This window comes from Streptomyces sp. Ag82_O1-12 (assembly GCF_900182715.1).
Lineage (GTDB): Bacteria > Actinomycetota > Actinomycetes > Streptomycetales > Streptomycetaceae > Streptomyces > Streptomyces massasporeus.
Genome location: NZ_FXUW01000001.1, coordinates 5,982,415 through 6,001,499, shown reverse-complemented (window position 1 = coordinate 6,001,499; position 19,085 = coordinate 5,982,415). Strand labels below are relative to the sequence as shown.

The window sequence follows — 19,085 nt, the reverse complement described above, 5'->3', positions numbered from 1 at the left end:
AGTCGTATGTCCGTCCTGAACACACCCCTGCACGAGCTCGACCCGGCGGTCGCCGCCGCGGTCGACGCCGAGCTGCACCGCCAGCAGTCCACGCTGGAGATGATCGCCTCGGAGAACTTCGCTCCGGTCGCGGTCATGGAGGCGCAAGGCTCGGTCCTCACCAACAAGTACGCCGAGGGCTACCCCGGCCGCCGCTACTACGGCGGCTGCGAGCACGTCGACGTGGTCGAGCAGATCGCGATCGACCGCGTCAAGGAACTGTTCGGCGCCGAGCACGCCAACGTCCAGCCGCACTCGGGCGCCCAGGCCAACGCCGCCGCGATGTTCGCGCTGCTCAAGCCGGGCGACACCATCATGGGTCTGAACCTCGCGCACGGCGGGCACCTGACCCACGGCATGAAGATCAACTTCTCCGGCAAGCTCTACGACGTCGTCGCCTACCACGTGGGCGAGGACGGCCGGGTGGACATGGCCGAGGTCGAGCGGCTGGCCAAGGAGTCCAAGCCGAAGCTGATCGTCGCCGGCTGGTCGGCCTACCCGCGGCAGATGGACTTCGCCGCGTTCCGCCGGATCGCGGACGAGGTCGGCGCGTACCTGATGGTCGACATGGCCCACTTCGCCGGGCTGGTCGCGGCCGGGCTGCACCCGAACCCGGTGCCGCACGCGCACGTGGTCACCACCACGACCCACAAGACCCTCGGCGGCCCGCGCGGCGGTGTGATCCTCTCCACGGCCGAACTGGCCAAGAAGATCAACTCCGCCGTCTTCCCCGGTCAGCAGGGCGGTCCGCTGGAGCACGTGATCGCGGCCAAGGCGGTCTCCTTCAAGGTCGCCGCCTCGGAGGACTTCAAGGAGCGCCAGCGCCGTACGCTGGAGGGTGCCCGCATCCTGGCCGAGCGTCTGGTGAAGGACGACGTCCGGGCCGTGGGTGTGGACGTCCTGTCCGGCGGCACGGACGTGCACCTGGTCCTGGTCGACCTGCGCCACTCGGAGCTGGACGGCCAGCAGGCCGAGGACCGCCTCCACGAGGTGGGCATCACGGTCAACCGGAACGCGATCCCGAACGACCCGCGTCCGCCGATGGTGACGTCCGGTCTGCGGATCGGCACGCCGGCGCTGGCGACCCGGGGCTTCGCAGCCGAGGACTTCGCGGAGGTCGCGGACGTCATCGCCGAGGCGCTGAAGCCGTCCTACGACGCGGAGGCCCTCAAGGCCCGGGTGAAGGCCCTGGCCGACAAGCACCCGCTGTACCCGGCTCTGAACGCGTAACGAAGAAACCTTTCGGGCGCCGCGCCCGCCACCAGCGGACGCGGCGCCCACCCCCTCTGCACCACCCATGTAGTCAGGAGTTCCCCCGTGGCCATCTCGGTCTTCGACCTGTTCTCGATCGGCATCGGCCCGTCCAGTTCCCACACCGTCGGCCCGATGCGGGCGGCCCGGATGTTCGCCCGGCGGCTGCGCAACGAGGAGCTGCTGGCCCCGACCGCACAGGTCCGCGCGGAGCTGTACGGCTCGCTGGGCGCGACCGGCCACGGCCACGGCACGCCCAAGGCGGTGCTGCTCGGCCTGGAGGGCGACTCGCCGCGCACGGTCGACGTGTCGAGCGCGGACGAGCGGGTGGAGGCGATCAGGACCGACGGGCGGCTGAACCTGCTCGGCGAGCACGACATCGCGTTCTCCTACGACGACGACATGGTCCTGCACCGCCGCAAAACGCTGCCGTATCACGCCAACGGCATGACCCTGTGGGCGTACGACGCCTCGGGCGCCGAACTGCTGACGAAGACGTACTACTCGGTCGGCGGCGGCTTCGTCGTCGACGAGGACGCGGTCGGGGCGGACCGCATCAAGCTCGACGACACCGTGCTGAAGTACCCCTTCCGCACGGGTGACGAGCTGCTGCGCCTGACCGAGGAGACGGGTCTGTCCATCTCCGCGCTGATGCTGGAGAACGAGCGGGCCTGGCGCACCGAGGAGGAGATCCGCGAGGGCCTGCTGGAGATCTGGCAGGTGATGCGGGACTGCGTGGCGCGCGGACTGTCCCAGGAGGGCATCCTGCCGGGCGGCCTCAAGGTGCGCCGCCGGGCCGCGAACACCGCGCGCAAGCTCCGCACCGAGGGCGACCCGCTGGCCCTCGCCATGGAGTGGATCACCCTCTACGCCATGGCGGTCAACGAGGAGAACGCCGCGGGCGGACGGGTCGTCACCGCCCCCACCAACGGCGCCGCCGGCATCATCCCGGCGGTCCTGCACTACTACGTCAACTTCGTGCCGGGCGCCGACGAGGAGGGTGTGGTCCGCTTCCTGCTCGCCGCGGGCGCGATCGGCATGCTCTTCAAGGAGAACGCCTCCATCTCCGGCGCCGAGGTCGGCTGCCAGGGCGAGGTCGGTTCCGCCTGCTCCATGGCCGCCGGCGCCCTGGCCGAGGTCCTCGGCGGCTCGCCCGAGCAGGTCGAGAACGCCGCCGAGATCGGCATGGAGCACAACCTCGGCCTCACCTGCGATCCTGTGGGCGGCCTGGTCCAGATCCCCTGCATCGAACGCAACGGCATGGCCGCGGTCAAGGCCGTCACGGCCGCCCGCATGGCGATGCGCGGCGACGGCTCGCACAAGGTGTCCCTGGACAAGGTCATCAAGACGATGAAGGACACCGGCGCGGACATGTCGGTGAAGTACAAGGAGACGGCCCGGGGCGGGCTGGCGGTGAACATCATCGAGTGCTGAGCCCGGGACAGGGTGTGTCTCGCCATGCGAGACGTCCATACCGGAAATCAAGACGGCTGACATCGTTGCAGTACCCATGTTTCACACATGAAAGACCGAACGATGCCCGCACCAGCCACCGGTTCAGCCCCCACGCCCGTCAACCCGAGGTCGCGCGTCCTCGTCGCCAGCCTCATCGGCACGACGATCGAGTTCTACGACTTCTACATCTACGCGACCGCCGCGGTGCTCGTCTTCCCCCAGCTGTTCTTCCCGAGCAGCGACCCGACCACCGCGCTGCTGTCGTCCTTCGCGGTCTTCGGCGCCGCGATGGTCGCCCGTCCGATCGGCGCCGTCGTCTTCGGGCACCTCGGTGACCGGCTCGGCCGCAAGAAGACGCTCGTCGTCTCGCTGCTGACCATGGGCATCGCCACGTTCCTCATCGGCGTCCTGCCCACTTACGCGCAAGCCGGCTGGCTGGCCACCGCGCTGCTCGTGCTGATGCGGCTCGCGCAGGGCTTCGCGCTCGGCGGCGAGTGGAGCGGTGCCGCCCTGGTCGCGACGGAGAACGCCCCCAGCGGCAAGCGCGCCCTGTACGGCACCTTCCCGCAGCTGGGCGCCCCGCTCGGCTTCATCATCGGCAACGGCCTGTTCCTGGGTATGGGCGCGCTCCTGCCGTCCGCGGCCGGTGCCGACCCCTCGCAGCCCTCGGAGGCCTTCGTCAGCTGGGGCTGGCGTGTCCCGTTCCTGTTCTCCGCCGTGATGGTCGCGATCGGCCTGTGGGTGCGCTCCCGGCTCGTCGAGTCGGCGGTCTTCGCCAGGACCCGCGAGTCCGGCGGGGTGCGGCGGCTGCCGCTCGCCACGGTGGTGCGCAGCCACGGGAAGCAGTTGGTCCTGGGCACCTTCATCATGCTGGCGACCTACGTGCTCTTCTACCTGATGACCACGTTCTCGCTCAGCTACGGACGGACCGCGAAGGACGCCGCCGTCCCCGGACTGGGGTACGGCTACACGACGTTCGTGCTCATGATGATCTTCGGCGTGCTGTTCTTCGCCGCGTTCACCCTGGTCTCCGGTCCGCTCGCGGACCGGTACGGGCGGCGCGCCACCCTGATCTGGATCACCGCCGCGATCGTGGTCTTCGGGCTGGTCTGGGTGCCGCTGATCGAGCTGGGCACCCTGGGCGTGGTGCTGTGGCTGGTGCTCGGCTTCACCCTGATGGGCATGACCTTCGGCCCCATGGGCGCGCTGCTGCCGGAGCTCTTTCCGACGAGCGTGCGCTACACCGGCTCCGGCATCGCGTACAACGTCAGCTCGATCCTCGGGGCGGCGGTCGCCCCGTTCATCGCGGTGGCGCTGTGGGAGACCGGGGACGGCTCACCGTGGCTGGTCGGTGTCTACCTCTCGGCGATGGCGGTGCTGACGCTGATCGCGCTCCTGCTCGGCAAGGAGACCAAGGACGTCTCCCTGGACGACCGGGACGCCGTCGCCGACGACCCGGCCCGCGCCCCGGCCGGCTCCCCCGCCCCCTGAAACCGACCGTCAAACCGACCGGCGCTCACCACCGCCGGGCCGCGAGCCTCCTCGCGCCCGGCGTACGGCCGCCCTCGCGGGGCATAACAACAACCCCTGACCCAAGGGAACTTCAGCCCCACCCGCACCAGAGGGAGCCCCCATGCTGCGCGGCATCGACGTGAGCGCCTACCAGTCCTCCTCCTACGGCACCGACGGCCTCTCCTTCGTCTTCGTCAAGGCGACGGAGGGCCGTTCCTACGTCAATCCGAAACTCGCCGCCCAGACCAGACGAGCCCGTGACGCCGGGCTGGTCGTCGGCTTCTACCACTTCCTGTGGCCCGGCAACCTGACCGCCCAGGCCGAGTACTTCGTGAGCAAGGCCCCCGAGCGGGCGGGCGACATCCTCGCCGTCGACTGGGAGAACACCAGCAACGGGACGCACGCGAGCAACGCCGAGAAGGACCTGTTCATCAGGAAGCTGAAGGACCTTCGGCCGAACCATCAGGTGGTGCTCTACTGCAACCGCCACTTCTGGCTCAACGTCGACACCACCTCCTATGCGGGAGACGCCCTGTGGATCGCCGACTACGTGAGCGCGGGCAAGCCCCGCATCAAGGCCAAGTGGCGCTTCCACCAGTACACCGACGACCCGCTCGACAAGAACGTGGCCGACTTCGAGAGCAAGGCGGCGCTGCGGAAGTGGGCGGAGGACGCCTGATCTAACCGCTGAACTCCGGCGTGCGCTCCGGGGTCGCCTCCGCCAGGGCCTTCGTGACCGCCTCGGCGCCGCCGCGCAGGCCGTAGACCGGGGTGCCGGGCTGCTGGCGCCAGGAGTCGTCGATGCCGCCCGCGTCGACGGTGTCGAAGCCGAGGGCGTCGATCAGGTCCCGTACCGTGCGCTTGGCCGTCTCGTCGTCGCCGGCCACCGGGAGGGCCATGCGGCCGGGGTCGCCGGCGGGGAGCGGGCGGTCCAGGATGTCCTGGGCGTAGGTGCCGTTGAAGGCCTTGACGACCGGGTGGCCGATCCGGCGTTCCGTCCAGCGGCTCTCGGTGAGGCCGTCGTCCTCGATCTCCGCGATCCTGCCGTCGCGCTGCCGCGGGTAGTAGTTGCCGGTGTCGATGACCGCGACGCCGTCCGCCGCGCCGTCGAGCAGGCCGGAGGGAAGGTCCGGGACGGCCTTCAGCGGAACGGTGACGACGACGACCTCGGCGCCCCGGGCCGCCTCCCCGGCCGTCACGGGCGTCGCGCCGGTCTCCTCCGCCAGGGCCGTGAGCGTCTCGGGGCCGCGGGAGTTGGCGACGGCGACGTCGTGCCCGAGGGCGGTGAGCCGCCGGGTCAGGTTGCCGCCGATGTTGCCCGCTCCGATGATGCCGATCTTCATGTCCTCGCCTCGTCCTTCCGGAGATGAACAGCGCCGCGTGAAGCCTTCGTGACCAGGGTCAACCTCGGGGGCGGGTGGGCTATTCCGGTCCCGGAAGGGTCTCCGTCCGGGCATGACGAGGGGCCCGGTCCGAGGATCGTGGACCGGGCCCCTTCGTGCCGCACGGGCGAGCCGGAGGCCTACTTGTTCAGGTAGGCCCAGAACTCGTCGAAGCTCAGCTGCTTGTCGCCGTCGAGGTCGCGGGTCTTGATGACGACCTCGGCGACCGACTCGGTGACGTTCCAGTCACCCGACTTGGCCAGGGCGCTCTTGAACTCGGCAGCGGTGATGAATCCGTCACCGTCCGTATCGATCCGCTCGAACTGCTTGCGTGCTTCCTCGATGTCCGCCACCGATCCGCCCCTCATCTCGTGCTGTGCTTCCTGCTGACGCAGGTCTGACGGAGGTCAGATTAACCGGCCGTGTGTGCCTCCAGCGCGGCGGCACCGGGCGCCCGGGGGTGGTGTGCGACCGCGGCCAGCGCGGGAGGCGTCCCGGTGGCGCGCGCAGGGCCTCGGTGCCCGCGGGCCCTGGCCCCGACCCGCAGCACCGAGTCGAACGCGCTGACAGGTCCGGAGCCTCGCTCACCGTCCGTCAGGCGGTCTGCCCACGGCGGGGCAACCAGGACGGGGTGTCGCCCGTCGGCCACGTGCTGTCCTTCTTCTCTCCGAGCCGCTGCGGGCAGATCTGGTCTCCGGGCGAGTGGGTCCGGCCGTGCAGGTCGCCGAGCCGGTCGAGCAGTTGGCCTCGGACGCGGGTGAGGTCGTCGATGCGCTGCTGGATCACGGCGAGCCGCTGCTCGAACACGGCGATCTTGGCGCCGGGGTCGACACAGCTGTGGTCGCTCAGCAACTCGTCGCGCAGGCAGCCGTCGATGAGCAGCAGATCGTCCGTGGTCAGCCCGGCGGCCAGAAGCAGCCGGATGTTCTCCACGACCCGCACCGCTTCCGGCCCGTAGGTGCGGTAGCCGTTGGAGGAGCGCTCGGGGTGCAGCAGTCCGTGCTCCTCGTAGTACCGCAGTGCCCGGGTGGTGGTGGCGGTGGCGTGCGCGAGTTCCCCGATGCGCATGGTGCTCCTTTCTGTTGCCGGTCAGACGGTACTCTCGGCCGCCTTCGGCGTTTCCACGGCCGGGCCGGTCGCTTCAGGCTCGGCCCCGGGACTACGGCGCCGCTCTCCGGCCGCCTCGACGAGGGCGAACACCAGCGCGAGCACGGCGACCCCGCCGCCGACCGCGGGCAGCCAACCCAGTGGGGCCCCCGTCGCGATGACCCGGCCGCCGAGCCAGCCGCCCAGCGCCGTACCGAGGTTGAACGCCGAGCTCTGCACGGTCAGAGCCAGCGTGCGGGCCTGCTGCGAGGCAACGTTGAGCAGCCGCGTGTTCACCGCCGGCATGACCGCGTAGTAGGCGGCGCCGAAGAGGAAGAGGAACCCGACCACCGGCGTCTTGAACGACGTGGTCGCGCCCAAGAGGAGCAGGGAGCCGGCCAGAGCGGCCACGCAGACGGACACGGCACCGAGCACCGAGCGGTCGGTCAGCCGGCCACCGATGAGGTTGCCGACCGTGCCGCCGATGCCGAACAGCAGCAACAGCGGGGTGACCGCCGACTCCCCGAAACCGACGGCGTCGGTGAGCAGGGGCGTGACGTAGGTGTACGCCGTGAAGGAGGCGGCGGCGCACAGCGCGGTGATGCCGGTGACGATCTGCACGCGACGGTCGCCGAGGACCCGCAGTTCCGCCAGCCGCCCTCGGTCCTCGTCCGCGGAGATGCCGGGCGTGTTGGGCGCGAGCGCCGCGACGGGCACGGCGACCGCGAGAGTGAGCGCGGCGACCGCCCAGAAGGTGGCGCGCCAGCTCAACCACTGTCCGAGGGCGGTGCCGATGGGCAGTCCCGCGATCATCGCCAGGCTGAAGCCCAGCGAGACCCGGGCCACCGCCATGCCCCGCTTGTGCGGCGGCACGACGTCGGCCGCGATACCGAAGAAGAGCGGCATCAGGGCGGAGTGGGCGAGCGCGGCGATGATCCTTCCGATGGCCAGCGGCCAGAACGAGGTTGCCGCGGCGGACACCACGTTGCCGAGGACGTAGGTGATCATCAGCGCGATCAGCAGGTGTCGGCGCCGCGCCCGTCCGGTGGTCAGGGCGAGGACCGGGCCGCCGATGACCACCGTCATGGCGAAGGAGCTGACGAGGAGGCCCGCGGTGGACAGCGAGACGCCCGCGTCGGCGGCGATGTCGGGCAGCAGACCCGCGATCATGATCTCGCCGGTGCCCAGAGTGAACGAGCACAGGGTCAGGACGGCCAGAGCCCAGGCGGAGCCCCGTTCGGTGGAGGGCTTCTGTGAGGTGTGCATGAGCGGCAGCATCAACCTTGACGTCTGGGTGAAGGTCAAGTCGCGACCGGGAGCGGTTCAGGAGTGGCCGCGTGCGCCGCACGGGGTCCTCGCATCGGGCGCCACCTCGAAGGCGACGGACGCGGTGAAACAGAGGCGCTCGTACTGCCGGGCCGTGACCAACAGGTGGTCCGGGTCGGCGGGGTCGGCCTCGGTGTCGACCCAGCAGGGGGCGTCGAACTCGACGTACCGGTGGAAGCGGGTGGTCATCCCCGTGGTGCGGACCGGACGGGGCCGCAAGGCCACGTGGGCGGCTTGGCGGGCGGCGTCGAGCAGCACCATCCCTGGAACATGGTCGACCGGGTCGTCGAAGAGTACGGGGTGTCCCGTGTCGACGCGCAGCAGATGGCGTCCCGCGACGTTCATGGGTGACAGGACGACGTCGTCCGGCCCGGGCCGGCCCGCCTCGTGCGCCGGCAGGGCGGCGGGTGGGGCCGGAAGTCGCTCCACGGCTCGGGCGATGTCGGCGTACTCGCCACGTAGCCGGCGGTAGACGCCCGGGGTCCGGATGGTGAAGCGTGGAGTCGAAATGGACCCGGTTCATACGGGACATGTTGATGACGACCTCGACTTCTGAATGGAAGACGAAGTCCTCGAAGCAATGTCCACCGCCTCTGATGCTGATGCGCTTGCCACGGTTCACCGCGTCCTGCACCATCTCGACGACCTGACGCGTCGTGGGCAGCACGATCTGCTCCGGAGGGGCGACCGAGCGCTGGTTCAGGCCGGATATCAGGTCGGCGTAGCGCGCATCGCCCGGGTGGACGGAAACCGGACTCGGCCCGGCGGCCGCAGCTTCCCGGGCCGCCGCGGCAGGTGCCGGCAGCAGTCCGGCACCTGCCGCCGCACCGGCCGTCGAGGGCAGCGCCCGGCGGCGGCTGAAGGAACTCATGCGAGAAATACCCCCGTTCGCTTGCAGATCTCGCTGGGTGATTCCCGAGGAACTCGGAACAGCGCCTCGGACCGGGACAAATACCAGATCCATCCCGTCGATACGGCTCTCGCATCACTCGTTTCACTCATACGCGGAGTGCAAGAATTCGGAGGTGTTCAGCATGGACTACGGGGTGCGGCTTGCGCGTTCCGCGTCTGGTCGCCGCCCGTTGATGCAATCCGGGGAAAGATTCCACGCAGCCGGCGAGGCGCCGGTTCGACGGCGGCGGCAGACGCCGCTCACCGGAACACGCCCGTGTGGCCGAGCGAGTAGCGGCCGGGCTGCGGGTAGACCGCGAGGCCGTGCGGGCCGCTGCCGACCGGGATCCGGGCGAGCTGGATGCCGGTGCGGGTGTCGACGGCGTACACCTCGGCGTCGTAGCGGCCGGACAGCCACAGCACCTTGCCGTCGGCGGAGACGCCGCCCATGTCGGGACTGCCGCCGTCGGGCAGCTTCCACTTCTTGGTCAGCCTGCCCTGGGTGAAGTCGAAGACCGAGATGGTGCCCTCGCCGCGGTTGGTCACGTACATCTCGCGGGAGTCGCGGCTGACATAGAGGCCGTGGCAGCCCTTGCCGGTGGGCATCAGGGTGGGCTCGGTGAACCTGTCGCCGTCCAGGACCCACATGCCGTGGGCCATCATGTCCGCGATGTAGAACCTCTTGCCGTCGGGTGAGACCTTCACGTCCTGCGGCATGGCGCCCTCGAACGGCAGCCGCTGCTGCCCGACGACCTCCATCTTCTCGGTGTCGACCTTGAGCAGCTCGCCGCTGAACTCGCAGGAGACGATGAAGTAGCGGCCGTCGAGGGAGAAGTCGGCGTGGTTGACGCCGTAGCAGGAGACCGGGACGGTCTTCCTCACCTTCATGGTGTGCGGGTCGCGGAAGACCAGCTCGCGGTCGAGGGAGGCCATGACGACGGCGTACCGGCCGTTGGGCGTGAAGTAGAGGTTGTAGGGGTCGTGGACCTCGACGTCCTTGCCCGCCTTGCCGGTCTTCGGGTCGATCGGGGTGAGGGTGTGGCCGCGGTCGTTGTTGACCCAGAGCGTCTTCAGGTCCCAGGAGGGCACGACGTGCTGGGGCTGCCGGCCCACCCGGATCGTCTCGGTGACCTCGTAGGTCTTCGGGTCGATGACGGTGACCGTGTCGGACTCGGTGTTGGGGACGTAGACCCGGGACGGGAAGCCCTTGACCACGGGGGACAGCTTGTTGGGGCGGTCGGCGGCGTACACGTCCTCGGGGTCCAGGACGGGCGGCATGCCCGGCAGCCCCTTCACGGGCTTCTTCTCGGGCGGGGCGGGCACGGCGGCCTTGGTGGCGCGCGCCTCGGAGGCCCGTTCCCCGCTCCCGGTGCCGCAGGCGGAGAGGACGGCGAGGGCCGCACCCGCGACCAGGGCGCTCTTCACGAGATGGCGGTGCATTGCACCATTTAATGGGCGTCTCGGAGGGAAACCGGTGATTCGTCCGTCCGGCGACCGGGTGAGGCATCCGGCACGCTCAGCGGTCGGCGACCCGCATCTCGAACCACGTCGTCTTGCCCCGGGGCAGCAGATCGACCCCCCAGCGGTCGGCCAGCTTGTCGACGAGGAAGAGGCCCCGGCCGCTGATGTCCGTCTCCTGGACCGGCATCAGGCACGGCAGCCCGCGGGAGGGGTCGCGGACCTCGACGCGGATCCAGCCGCGGCGCCGGTGCAGGCGCAGACCGAAGACACGGGCGCCGGTGTGGCGTACGGCGTTGCCGACCAGTTCGGAGACGAGCAGGACCGCGTCCTCGGTGGTCTTGGGGGTGAGCCCCCAGTGGCGCAGGACCACGACCTGGGTGAGGCGTCTCGCGGTGGCCGCGGACTCGGGGCGGGACGGCAGTGGAACCTCTGCCTCCGTCGGGTTGCCGTACAACTCGAGCGCCTTCAGCGCGTGTTCGTCCTCGACGGTCGGCGACCAGCGCGCCGCGGCCGCATGTGCGTGTCCCCGCGGCTGTCCCATACCCTCCAGCCCCGCCATGCCCCCATCATGGCCGCCCGGGGCGCCCGGCGGGGCCGTTCCCGGGGAATACACCCCGGGGAACAGGGGGTGAACCGGCGGACGTCCGTCATATGCCGGCGGCACTTCGGAGCCTCGGGCACCCCGTCCGACCTGCTGCAACGTCTCATTCCGGGGCAATCGACGGACTCTTCCGTTCCGGCACGCTTAAGGCTGCCTTAAGGTTGCCATAAACCGCCCCATCGAGGGACCCAGGGTCAGACACCGTGTCAATTGCAAGCCCCTGGAGGGATGTTCAGAGGAACTTCGCCTTGCCCGGGCCCTCCTCGACGAAGCTGCGCATCCCGCGCTCGCGGTCCTCGGTGGCGAACAGACCCGCGAACCAGTTCCGTTCGACCGCGAGGCCGGTGTCGATGTCCGTCTCCAGGCCCGTGTCGATCGACTCCTTCGCGGCGCGCAGCGCGAGCGCCGGGCCCTGGGCGAGCTTCGCGGCCCAGGCGTGCGCCTGCGCGTACACCTCGTCGGCGGGGACGACCCGGTCCACCAGGCCGATCTCGCGGGCCTCGTCGGCCTTCACCATGCGGCCCGTGAAGATGAGGTCCTTGGCCTTGGAGGGGCCGACCAGACGGGCCAGGCGCTGGGTGCCGCCGGCGCCGGGGATCAGGCCGAGCAGGATCTCCGGCTGGCCGAGCTTGGCGTTCTCGCCGGCGATGCGGAAGTCCGCGCACAGGGCGAGTTCGCAACCGCCGCCGAGCGCGTACCCCGTCACGGCCGCGACGACGGGCTTGGGGATCCGGGCCACCGCCGTGAACGAGTCCTGGAGGGCGCGGGCGCGCAGGACCATCGCGGTGTGGTCCATCGCCTGCATCTCCTTGATGTCCGCGCCGGCCGCGAACACCTTCTCGCCGCCGTAGAGCACCACGGCCCTGACGTCCTCGCGACGCGTGGCCTCCTCGGCCAGTTCCTTCAGCCGGTCCTGCGTGGCGATGTCCAGCGCGTTCATGGGCGGGCGGTCGAGACGGATCGTGCCGACGCCTTCAGCGACTTCGAGAGAGACGGTCATAGGCAGCAGGTTAACGGGGGCTAACGGGATCGGGGGCGGTGCGGTGGGTCACATCGGCCGGGGGTCCGGGGGTTGCCCCCGGGCAGGCACAGCACGGGGGCCAACGGGATCGAGGGCGGTGCGGTGGGTCACCGGCCAGGGGCCCGGGGGTTGCCCCCGGGCAGGCACAGCACGGGGGCCAACGGGATCGAGGGCGGTGCGGTGGGTCACCGGCCGGGGGCCCGGAGGTTGCCCCCGGGCAGGCACAGCACGGGGGCCAACGGGCAGGGCCCCGGTGCGGTCCGCCACACCGGGGCCCTCTTGTCAGCAGCGGAGAACTACTGCTTCCACTTCTCCCACGACATGTTCCAGCCGTTCAGCCCGTTGTCCGGGTCGACGGTCCGGTCCTCGGAGTTCTTGACGACCACCACGTCGCCGACCATCGAGTGGTTGAAGAACCACGCGGCCGGCACCTTCTTGTCCCAGCCGCCGCGCACGTCGCGCAGGCCGATGCAGCCGTGGCTGGCGTTGTAGTCGCCGAAGGCGCCGCTCGCCCAGTAGTTGCCGTGCAGGAAGGTTCCGGAGGTGGTCAGGCGGACGGCGTGCGGGACGTCCTTGATGTCGTACTCGCCGCCGTAGCCGACCGTCTCGCCGTTCATCCGGGTCACCGTCAGCATCTCGCTGATGACCATCTGGCCGTTCCAGGTCTCCATGCCGGGCTGGCCGGTGGTGACGGGGATGGTCTTGATGGTCTTGCCGTCCTGCATGACCTTCATCGTGAGCTTCTTGGCGTCGACGACGGAGACCTGGTTGCGGCCGATGGTGAACTTCACCGTCTTGTCCTGCTCGCCGTAGACACCGGAGCGTCCCTCGACGCCGTCGAGGTTCAGGTCGACGGTCACCTTGGTGCCGGGCTTCCAGTACTTCTCGGGGCGGAAGTCGAGACGGTCGTTGCCGAACCAGTGGCCCTCGACGTCGACGGCCGGTTCCGTCTTGACGCGGATGGCCTTCTCGACGTCCTCCGGGTTGGTGATGCCCCGGTCGAAGCGGATGGAGAACGGCATCCCGACGCCGACCTTGGAGCCGTCCTCGGGGGTGAACGTGCCGGTGAAGGTGTTCTGAGGGGTCAGCGTGGTGAAGCCGGCGTCCTCGGCGGCCGTGCGGCCCTCGGAGTCCTTGGCGACCGCGTGGACCGTGTACTTGGTGGCGCCGGCCAGGTGGGTGGACGGCGTCCAGCCGGCGCCGTCCTTGGATATCGCGCCGTCGACCTTGTTGCCCTTGGCGTCCTTGACCACGACCTCGGTCAGCTTCCCCTGCTCGGCGGTCACCTTCAGCGCACCGCTCGTGTCGACGGCCGTGGCGCCGTCCTTGGGGGTGATGCCGACGACCGCCTCGGACTGCTCGCTCTGCGCGGCGCCCGAGTCCTTGCCCTTGCCGTCGCCCGCGGAACCGGAGCCGGTCCCCCCGCCGCCGCACGCCGTCACGGCGAGGAGCAGCACGCCGATCGCCGACGCGAGCATTCCGTTCCTGCGTCCAACCGACGCCCCCGATATCGGTCGCCCGTTCACGTCTTTCTCCCCTCCCAGGGCCTGGTCAGGCCCGCACCCCGCGCGATCCCCCGCGCGTCGGCGAATAGTAACCACAGGGTGCACGGCACCGGCGGCCCGCGATTGTCACTGTTCGGTCCCAACAGATCGCCGGCTCAACCCGCCCCTCTGTCGGGCTACTTCACCGAACTGCCCGCCTTCCATGCATTCCAGTCCATATTCCAGCCTCCGAGCCCATTGTCGGGAGAGACCTTTTTGTCATTGCTGTTGACGACCTCGACGACGTCCCCGATGAGGCTGCGGTCGAAGAACCAGCCGGCCGGGGTGTCCGAGCTGCCGCCCTTCACATCGCGCAGTCCGATGCAGCCGTGGCTGACGTTGGTGCGGCCGAAAACGCTGCGGTGCGCCCAGTAGTTGCCGTGCAGGAAGGTCCCGGAATCGGTCAGGCGCATGGCGTGCGGGACGTCCGGGATGTCGTACTCGCCTTTGCCGTCGCGCTTCTTGAAGCCGACCGTGGCGCCGTTCATCCGGGTCACGTCGAGCATCTCGGTCACCACCATCGTGCCGTTGTACGTGGTGTTGCCGGGGGCCCCGGCCGTGACGGGCACCGTGGCGAGGGGCTCGCCGTCGCGCCGGACCTCCATGGAGTGCGCGGCGGCGTCGACGATGGAGACCTGGCTGCGGCCCACGGTGAAGGAGAACGTCTTGTGCTGGAGACCGTAGACGCCGGGCGCGCCCTCGACGTCGCGCAGGTTCAGGGCGACGGTGACCTGGGTGCCGGGTTTCCAGTAGTCCTCGGGGCGGAAGTCGAGGCGGCTCCGGCCGAACCAGTGCGGGCGGATCTCGACGGCCGGGCGGGCGGTGACCCGGACCGCGCGTTCGACGGCGGCCCGGTCGGCGATCTGCCGGTTGAACTCCAGTGAGACGATCATGCCGGTGCCGACCGTGGCGCGGTTCTCCGGGGCGACGTAGCCGATGAAGCGTTCCTCCGGGACGTAGGTGGTGAAGGTGGTGTGCCGGGCGGAGCGGCGTCCGCCGCCGTCCACGGCCACGGCGTCGATCGTGTACTTGGCGGCCAGCGCGAGCCGTTCGTCGTCGGGTTCCCAGGTCAGGCCGTCGGCGGAGAGATGCCCGGGCACCGGGGACTCCTGCGCGTCCTGCGACCTGACGACCTTCACCTTCTCCAGCCGGCCGTCGGGCACGCGCACCCGCAGCTTCTTCCCGGGGCGCACTCCCCTGCTGCCGTCGTCGGGCGAGACCTTGATGACGTCCTCGGGCGCCGGGGGCGCGCCGAACGCCCCGGCGATCCCTCCCGCGTCGTCCGAGGTACAGCCCGTGGCCCCGGCGAGGAGCCCTGCCCATGTCACTACGGCGGCCAGCGCGGCCCTCGCGCGCCGCGCGCGCCCTTGTACGTGCCTCACGCGGTGCCCAACGACCGGCCGTGTCCCCGGGAAACGACCATGCCCGCCCCCGGGGAAACGTGAGTGCGACCCACGCTCTGGGCAGAACAGTGGGGAGGACGACGCGCAGGGGAGCCGCGACCCGGGCCGCAGCACCGGCCGCACCCCTCTGTCCCCCGTCGTTCCATGAGCCGGTGGGAGGCTGACAGGTGTCCAGCGCAGCCGAGCAGGAGGCGGTGGCCGGTCGTCAGGCCACCGGGAACGGGCGCCAGGCCGCCGCCGTGAACGGCGCACGGCGGGCCGCGCCGCCGCCCACCGTGCCCGCGTGGCCGGGCGCGCCGACACCGCTGGGCGCCCGGTTCCGGGTCGGCCCGGACGGGGTGGCGGGCACCAACTTCGCGTTGTGGGCGGGCGGGGCCGAGGGCGTCGAGCTGTGCCTGTTCGACGAGACGGGCAAGGAGTCGCGGGTCCGGCTCGCCGAGCTGACGCACGAGATCTGGCACGGCTTCGTCCCCGGTGTGCTGCCCGGGCAGCGCTACGGCTACCGGGTGCACGGCCGCTGGGACCCGTGGACCGGCGCCCGCTGGAACCCGGCGAAGCTGCTCCTCGACCCCTACGCCCGTGCGGTCGACGGTGACTTCAGCCTGCCGCCGGAGGTGTACGGGCACGTCCCCGACTGGCCGCAGCAGCATGTCGCCGACACCGTGCGCGACGACCGGGACTCCGCGCCGCACGTCCCGAAGGGCGTCGTCGTGCACGATGACGACGACTGGGCCGACGACCGCCGCCCGAAGACGCCGTGGGCGGACTCGGTGATCTACGAGCTGCACGTCAAGGGCTTCACGCGACTCCACCCGGGCATCCCCGAGGAGCTGCGCGGCACCTACGCCGGCCTCGCGCACCCGGCGGCGATCGAGCACCTGGTGAAGCTGGGCGTGACGGCGGTGGAGCTGCTGCCGGTGCACCAGTTCGCCCACGAGGACCACCTGCTGCGCAGAGGCCTGAAGAACTACTGGGGCTACAACTCCATCGGCTACTTCGCCCCGCACGCGGCGTACGCGGCCTCCGGGACGACCGGGCAGCAGGTCGGCGAGTTCAAGCGGATGGTGCGCGCCCTGCACGCGGCCGGGATCGAGGTCATCCTCGACGTGGTCTACAACCACACCGCGGAGGCGGGCGAACTGGGTCCGACGCTGTCCCTCAAGGGCATCGACAACCGCGGCTACTACCGCCTCCAGGACGACGCCCGCCGCTACGCCGACTACACCGGCTGCGGCAACACCCTGCACGTGGTCCAGCCGCACGTGCTGCGTCTGATCACGGACTCGCTGCGGTACTGGGTGACCGAGATGGGCGTGGACGGCTTCCGCTTCGACCTCGCGGCGGCGCTGGCCCGCTCCATGCACGACGTCGACATGCTCTCCCCGTTCCTCGCGGTCATCGCCCAGGACCCGGTGCTGCGCCGGGTGAAACTGATCGCCGAGCCGTGGGACGTGGGCTCCGGCGGCTACCAGGTGGGGGCGTTCCCGCCGCTGTGGACGGAGTGGAACGACCGGTACCGCAACGCCGTGCGGGACTTCTGGCGGCACGCGCTGCCGGACGTACGGGAGATGGGCTACCGCCTGTCGGGCTCCAGCGATCTGTACGCCTGGGGCGGGCGCAGGCCGTACGCGTCCGTCAACTTCATCACCGCGCACGACGGGTTCACCCTGCGCGACCTGGTGAGCTACGAGCGCAAGCACAACGAGGCCAACGGCGAGGGCAACCGGGACGGCACGGACGACAACCGGGCCTGGAACGGCGGCGCCGAGGGCGAGACGGACGACGAGGACGTACGCGCGCTCAGGCGGCGGCAGCTCAGGAACCTCCTGACCACCCTGCTGCTGTCGACGGGCGTGCCCATGCTGGTCGCGGGCGACGAACTGGGCCGCACCCAGCGCGGCAGCAACAACGCCTACTGCCAGGACAACGAGATCAGCTGGCTGGACTGGGAGCTGCTGGAGGATCCCGGCTGGCAGGCCCTGTTCGCGCTGACCTCCCGGCTGATCGCGCTGCGCCACCGCCACCCGGTGCTCCGGCGCCGGGCGTTCTTCTCCGGCCGGGCGCAGACCGCCGACGGGCTGCGCGACCTGGCCTGGTTCACGTCCCGGGGCACGGAGATGACGGAGCAGGACTGGTACGCGCCCGCCGCCGCGCTGGGCATGTATCTGTCCGGCCGGGACATCCCGGGCCGTGACGAGCGCGGGGAGCAGATCCTCGACGACAGTTTCCTGGCCGTGCTGCACGCGGGCGAGGGGCCGGTGGACTTCCGGTTGCCGGGGCCGCCCTGGGCCGAGCGGTACGAGGTCGTCGTCGACACGAGCCTGGAGGAGCAGGACCGGGCGCCGGGTGTGGAGCACCGGGCGGGGACGGAGATCACGATGCCGGCCCGGGCGGTGCTGCTGCTGCGGGTGGCGGGCTGAGGCATCGTTGCGCCGGTCGGCCGGAAGGGTGACGCCGGGAATCGTTGCGGCTCGTTGCGGGTCCGTGAACGCGGCGGGGATCTTCTTGACCCCGCCGTAGGACCGCTGGCAGCGTCCTTGCGGAGCCGCAGCTTCTCTCCCTCACCCCTTCTCGGACTCTCCAGGACTTCCGCATGCCCGAAATATCCCGTCGTGCCCTCGGTGCTCTCGTCGGCGGTGGTGCCGTGGGTGCCGTCGCCGGTACGGCCGGTGCCGCCGAGGCGGTTGCCACCGAACGCCCCTTCCGGGCCCGTCCCGGCGCCGCATCCGGACAGCGCCCCAACGTCCTCGTCATCCTGGGCGACGACCTCGGCTGGGCCGACCTGTCCTCCTACGGCGCCCCGCACATCAGAACGCCGAACCTGGACCGGCTGGCCCGCCAGGGGGTGCGCTTCACGGACGCCTACTCGGGCTCCTCGACCTGCTCCCCGACCCGGTTCAGCCTGTACACCGGCCGTTACCCGGGCCGGACGAAGGGCGGGCTGGCCGAGCCGATCGCCGACCGGTCCCAGGGCCTGGACCCGAACCACCCGACCCTCGCCTCCCTGCTGAAGAAGGCGGGTTACGCCACCGCGCTCATCGGCAAGTGGCACTGCGGCTGGCTGCCCGACTTCAGCCCCACCAAGTCGGGCTGGGACGAGTTCTTCGGGAACTTCGGGGGCGTGCTGGAGTACTACTCCAAGCTCGGCCAGCTCGGCGAGTACGACCTCTACGAGGGCGACGCCGAGTACAAGGACCTGAGGTACTACACGACCGTCCTCACCGAGCGGGCCGTGGAATACGTACGCCGGGACCACGACCGCCCCTGGCTGCTCAACCTCAACTTCACCACCCCGCACTGGCCCTGGCTCGCCGAGGGCGACGAGGAGACCGCCGCCGACATCGCGGCGAAGATCAGGGCGGCGAAGAGCCAGGCCGAGATCAGCAAGGCGCTGAACCACTACGACGGCGGCTCGGTCGCGAAGTACACGCAGATGGTGCAGAGCCTGGATGCGGCCGTCGGCGAGGTGCTCGCCGCGCTGCGCCGCTCGGGGCAGGAGGAGAACACCCTTGTGCTGTTCGCCAGCGACAACGGCGGAGAGCGCTGGTCATACCTGTGGCCGCTCAGCGGCGGCAAGTTCTCCCTCCAGGAGGGCGGCATCCGGGTGCCCGCGATACTGCGCTGGCCGGCCCGCGTCGACGGCCACCAGGTCAGTCACACGCCGCACTTCTCCCCCGACTGGACCGCGACCCTGCTGGAGGTGGCCGGCGCCCGGCCCGACCCGGCGTATCCACTGGACGGGAGCAGCCTTGCCGGGTACCTGCTGCGGGGCGAGGAGCCGCCCGAACGGGACCTGTTCTGGAGGGTGCGGGGCAACCGGGCGCTCAGGCGCGGCGACTGGAAGTACTACCGGGACGCCAAGGGCACCGACCACCTGTACAACCTCGCCGAGGACCAGCGCGAGCAGGCCGATCTCGCCCCGGACCGGCCGGAGTTGCTGGCCGAGCTGAAGTCCGCCTGGGAGAAGACCGACCGGACCCTGCTGCCCTACCCGGCCTAGACCGGACCCGGCCTAGGGCCCGTCGTTTGGATCACGCCGCAGACGCGGGGTCTGGCACGCACATCTGCCGCGTTGTCGTCGGTTGCCGACGCTCCGCGTCGACGCCCTCCTCC

General features: G+C 70.5%; 16 protein-coding genes. 6 read left to right on the top strand and 10 right to left on the bottom strand.

Annotated elements, in window-relative coordinates:
• Nucleotides 1-6: 6 nt before the first annotated feature.
• The 4 genes from glyA (at nt 7) to QOL88_RS27610 (ending at nt 4,936) form a co-directional block, all read left to right on the top strand.
• A complete protein-coding gene (gene glyA / locus QOL88_RS27625) occupies nt 7-1,269 on the top strand; it encodes a serine hydroxymethyltransferase (RefSeq protein WP_097220801.1) in 1,263 nt (420 codons plus the stop codon).
• A gap of 87 nt (nt 1,270-1,356) precedes the next feature.
• A complete protein-coding gene (locus QOL88_RS27620) occupies nt 1,357-2,724 on the top strand; it encodes an L-serine ammonia-lyase (RefSeq protein ID WP_097220799.1) in 1,368 nt (455 codons plus the stop codon).
• 102 nt (nt 2,725-2,826) lie between these two features.
• A complete protein-coding gene (locus QOL88_RS27615; RefSeq protein ID WP_097220797.1) occupies nt 2,827-4,236 on the top strand; it encodes an MFS transporter in 1,410 nt (469 codons plus the stop codon).
• 142 nt (nt 4,237-4,378) lie between these two features.
• The gene (locus tag QOL88_RS27610; RefSeq protein ID WP_097220795.1) at nt 4,379-4,936 is read left to right on the top strand and encodes a glycoside hydrolase family 25 protein; all 558 of its coding nucleotides are present in this window, start codon (nt 4,379-4,381) and stop codon (nt 4,934-4,936) included.
• A 1-nt stretch (nt 4,937) separates the two neighbouring features.
• Here QOL88_RS27610 and QOL88_RS27605 read toward each other — a convergent pair whose 3' ends face one another.
• From QOL88_RS27605 to QOL88_RS27560, 10 genes are all read right to left on the bottom strand, one after another.
• Nucleotides 4,938-5,600, bottom strand: coding sequence for an NADPH-dependent F420 reductase (locus tag QOL88_RS27605; protein ID WP_373559311.1), 663 nt, complete (start codon nt 5,598-5,600; stop codon nt 4,938-4,940).
• Between the two features lie 179 nt (nt 5,601-5,779).
• Nucleotides 5,780-5,992, bottom strand: a complete 213-nt coding sequence (locus QOL88_RS27600; RefSeq protein ID WP_030855113.1) for an EF-hand domain-containing protein — start codon at nt 5,990-5,992, stop codon at nt 5,780-5,782.
• Between the two features lie 241 nt (nt 5,993-6,233).
• The gene (locus QOL88_RS27595) at nt 6,234-6,707 is read right to left on the bottom strand and encodes a MerR family transcriptional regulator (protein ID WP_097220791.1); all 474 of its coding nucleotides are present in this window, start codon (nt 6,705-6,707) and stop codon (nt 6,234-6,236) included.
• Between the two features lie 21 nt (nt 6,708-6,728).
• The gene (locus QOL88_RS27590; RefSeq protein ID WP_097223210.1) at nt 6,729-7,991 is read right to left on the bottom strand and encodes an MFS transporter; all 1,263 of its coding nucleotides are present in this window, start codon (nt 7,989-7,991) and stop codon (nt 6,729-6,731) included.
• Nucleotides 7,992-8,048: 57 nt separating this feature from the next.
• Entirely contained in the window at nt 8,049-8,480 is a 432-nt protein-coding gene (locus QOL88_RS27585) for an AfsA-related hotdog domain-containing protein (RefSeq protein ID WP_257027907.1), read from the bottom strand.
• Nucleotides 8,481-9,203: 723 nt separating this feature from the next.
• Nucleotides 9,204-10,382 (bottom strand): YncE family protein, encoded by a 1,179-nt coding sequence (locus QOL88_RS27580; RefSeq protein ID WP_097220789.1) that lies wholly within the window; start codon nt 10,380-10,382, stop codon nt 9,204-9,206.
• Nucleotides 10,383-10,458: 76 nt separating this feature from the next.
• Complete coding sequence (locus QOL88_RS27575) at nt 10,459-11,067, bottom strand: ATP-binding protein (protein WP_179878980.1); 609 nt, start codon at nt 11,065-11,067, stop codon at nt 10,459-10,461.
• A gap of 169 nt (nt 11,068-11,236) precedes the next feature.
• Complete coding sequence (locus QOL88_RS27570; protein ID WP_097220785.1) at nt 11,237-12,004, bottom strand: enoyl-CoA hydratase/isomerase family protein; 768 nt, start codon at nt 12,002-12,004, stop codon at nt 11,237-11,239.
• 317 nt (nt 12,005-12,321) lie between these two features.
• On the bottom strand, nt 12,322-13,551 hold the full coding sequence (locus tag QOL88_RS27565; protein WP_373559310.1) for a L,D-transpeptidase: 1,230 nt from the start codon (nt 13,549-13,551) through the stop codon (nt 12,322-12,324).
• A 155-nt stretch (nt 13,552-13,706) separates the two neighbouring features.
• On the bottom strand, nt 13,707-14,951 hold the full coding sequence (locus QOL88_RS27560) for a L,D-transpeptidase (RefSeq protein WP_097220780.1): 1,245 nt from the start codon (nt 14,949-14,951) through the stop codon (nt 13,707-13,709).
• 188 nt (nt 14,952-15,139) lie between these two features.
• Between QOL88_RS27560 and glgX the strand changes: the two genes are divergently transcribed.
• Entirely contained in the window at nt 15,140-17,392 is a 2,253-nt protein-coding gene (gene glgX / locus QOL88_RS27555) for a glycogen debranching protein GlgX (protein WP_097220777.1), read from the top strand.
• 173 nt (nt 17,393-17,565) lie between these two features.
• A complete protein-coding gene (locus QOL88_RS27550) occupies nt 17,566-18,972 on the top strand; it encodes a sulfatase family protein (protein ID WP_097220774.1) in 1,407 nt (468 codons plus the stop codon).
• Nucleotides 18,973-19,085 lie beyond the last annotated feature (113 nt).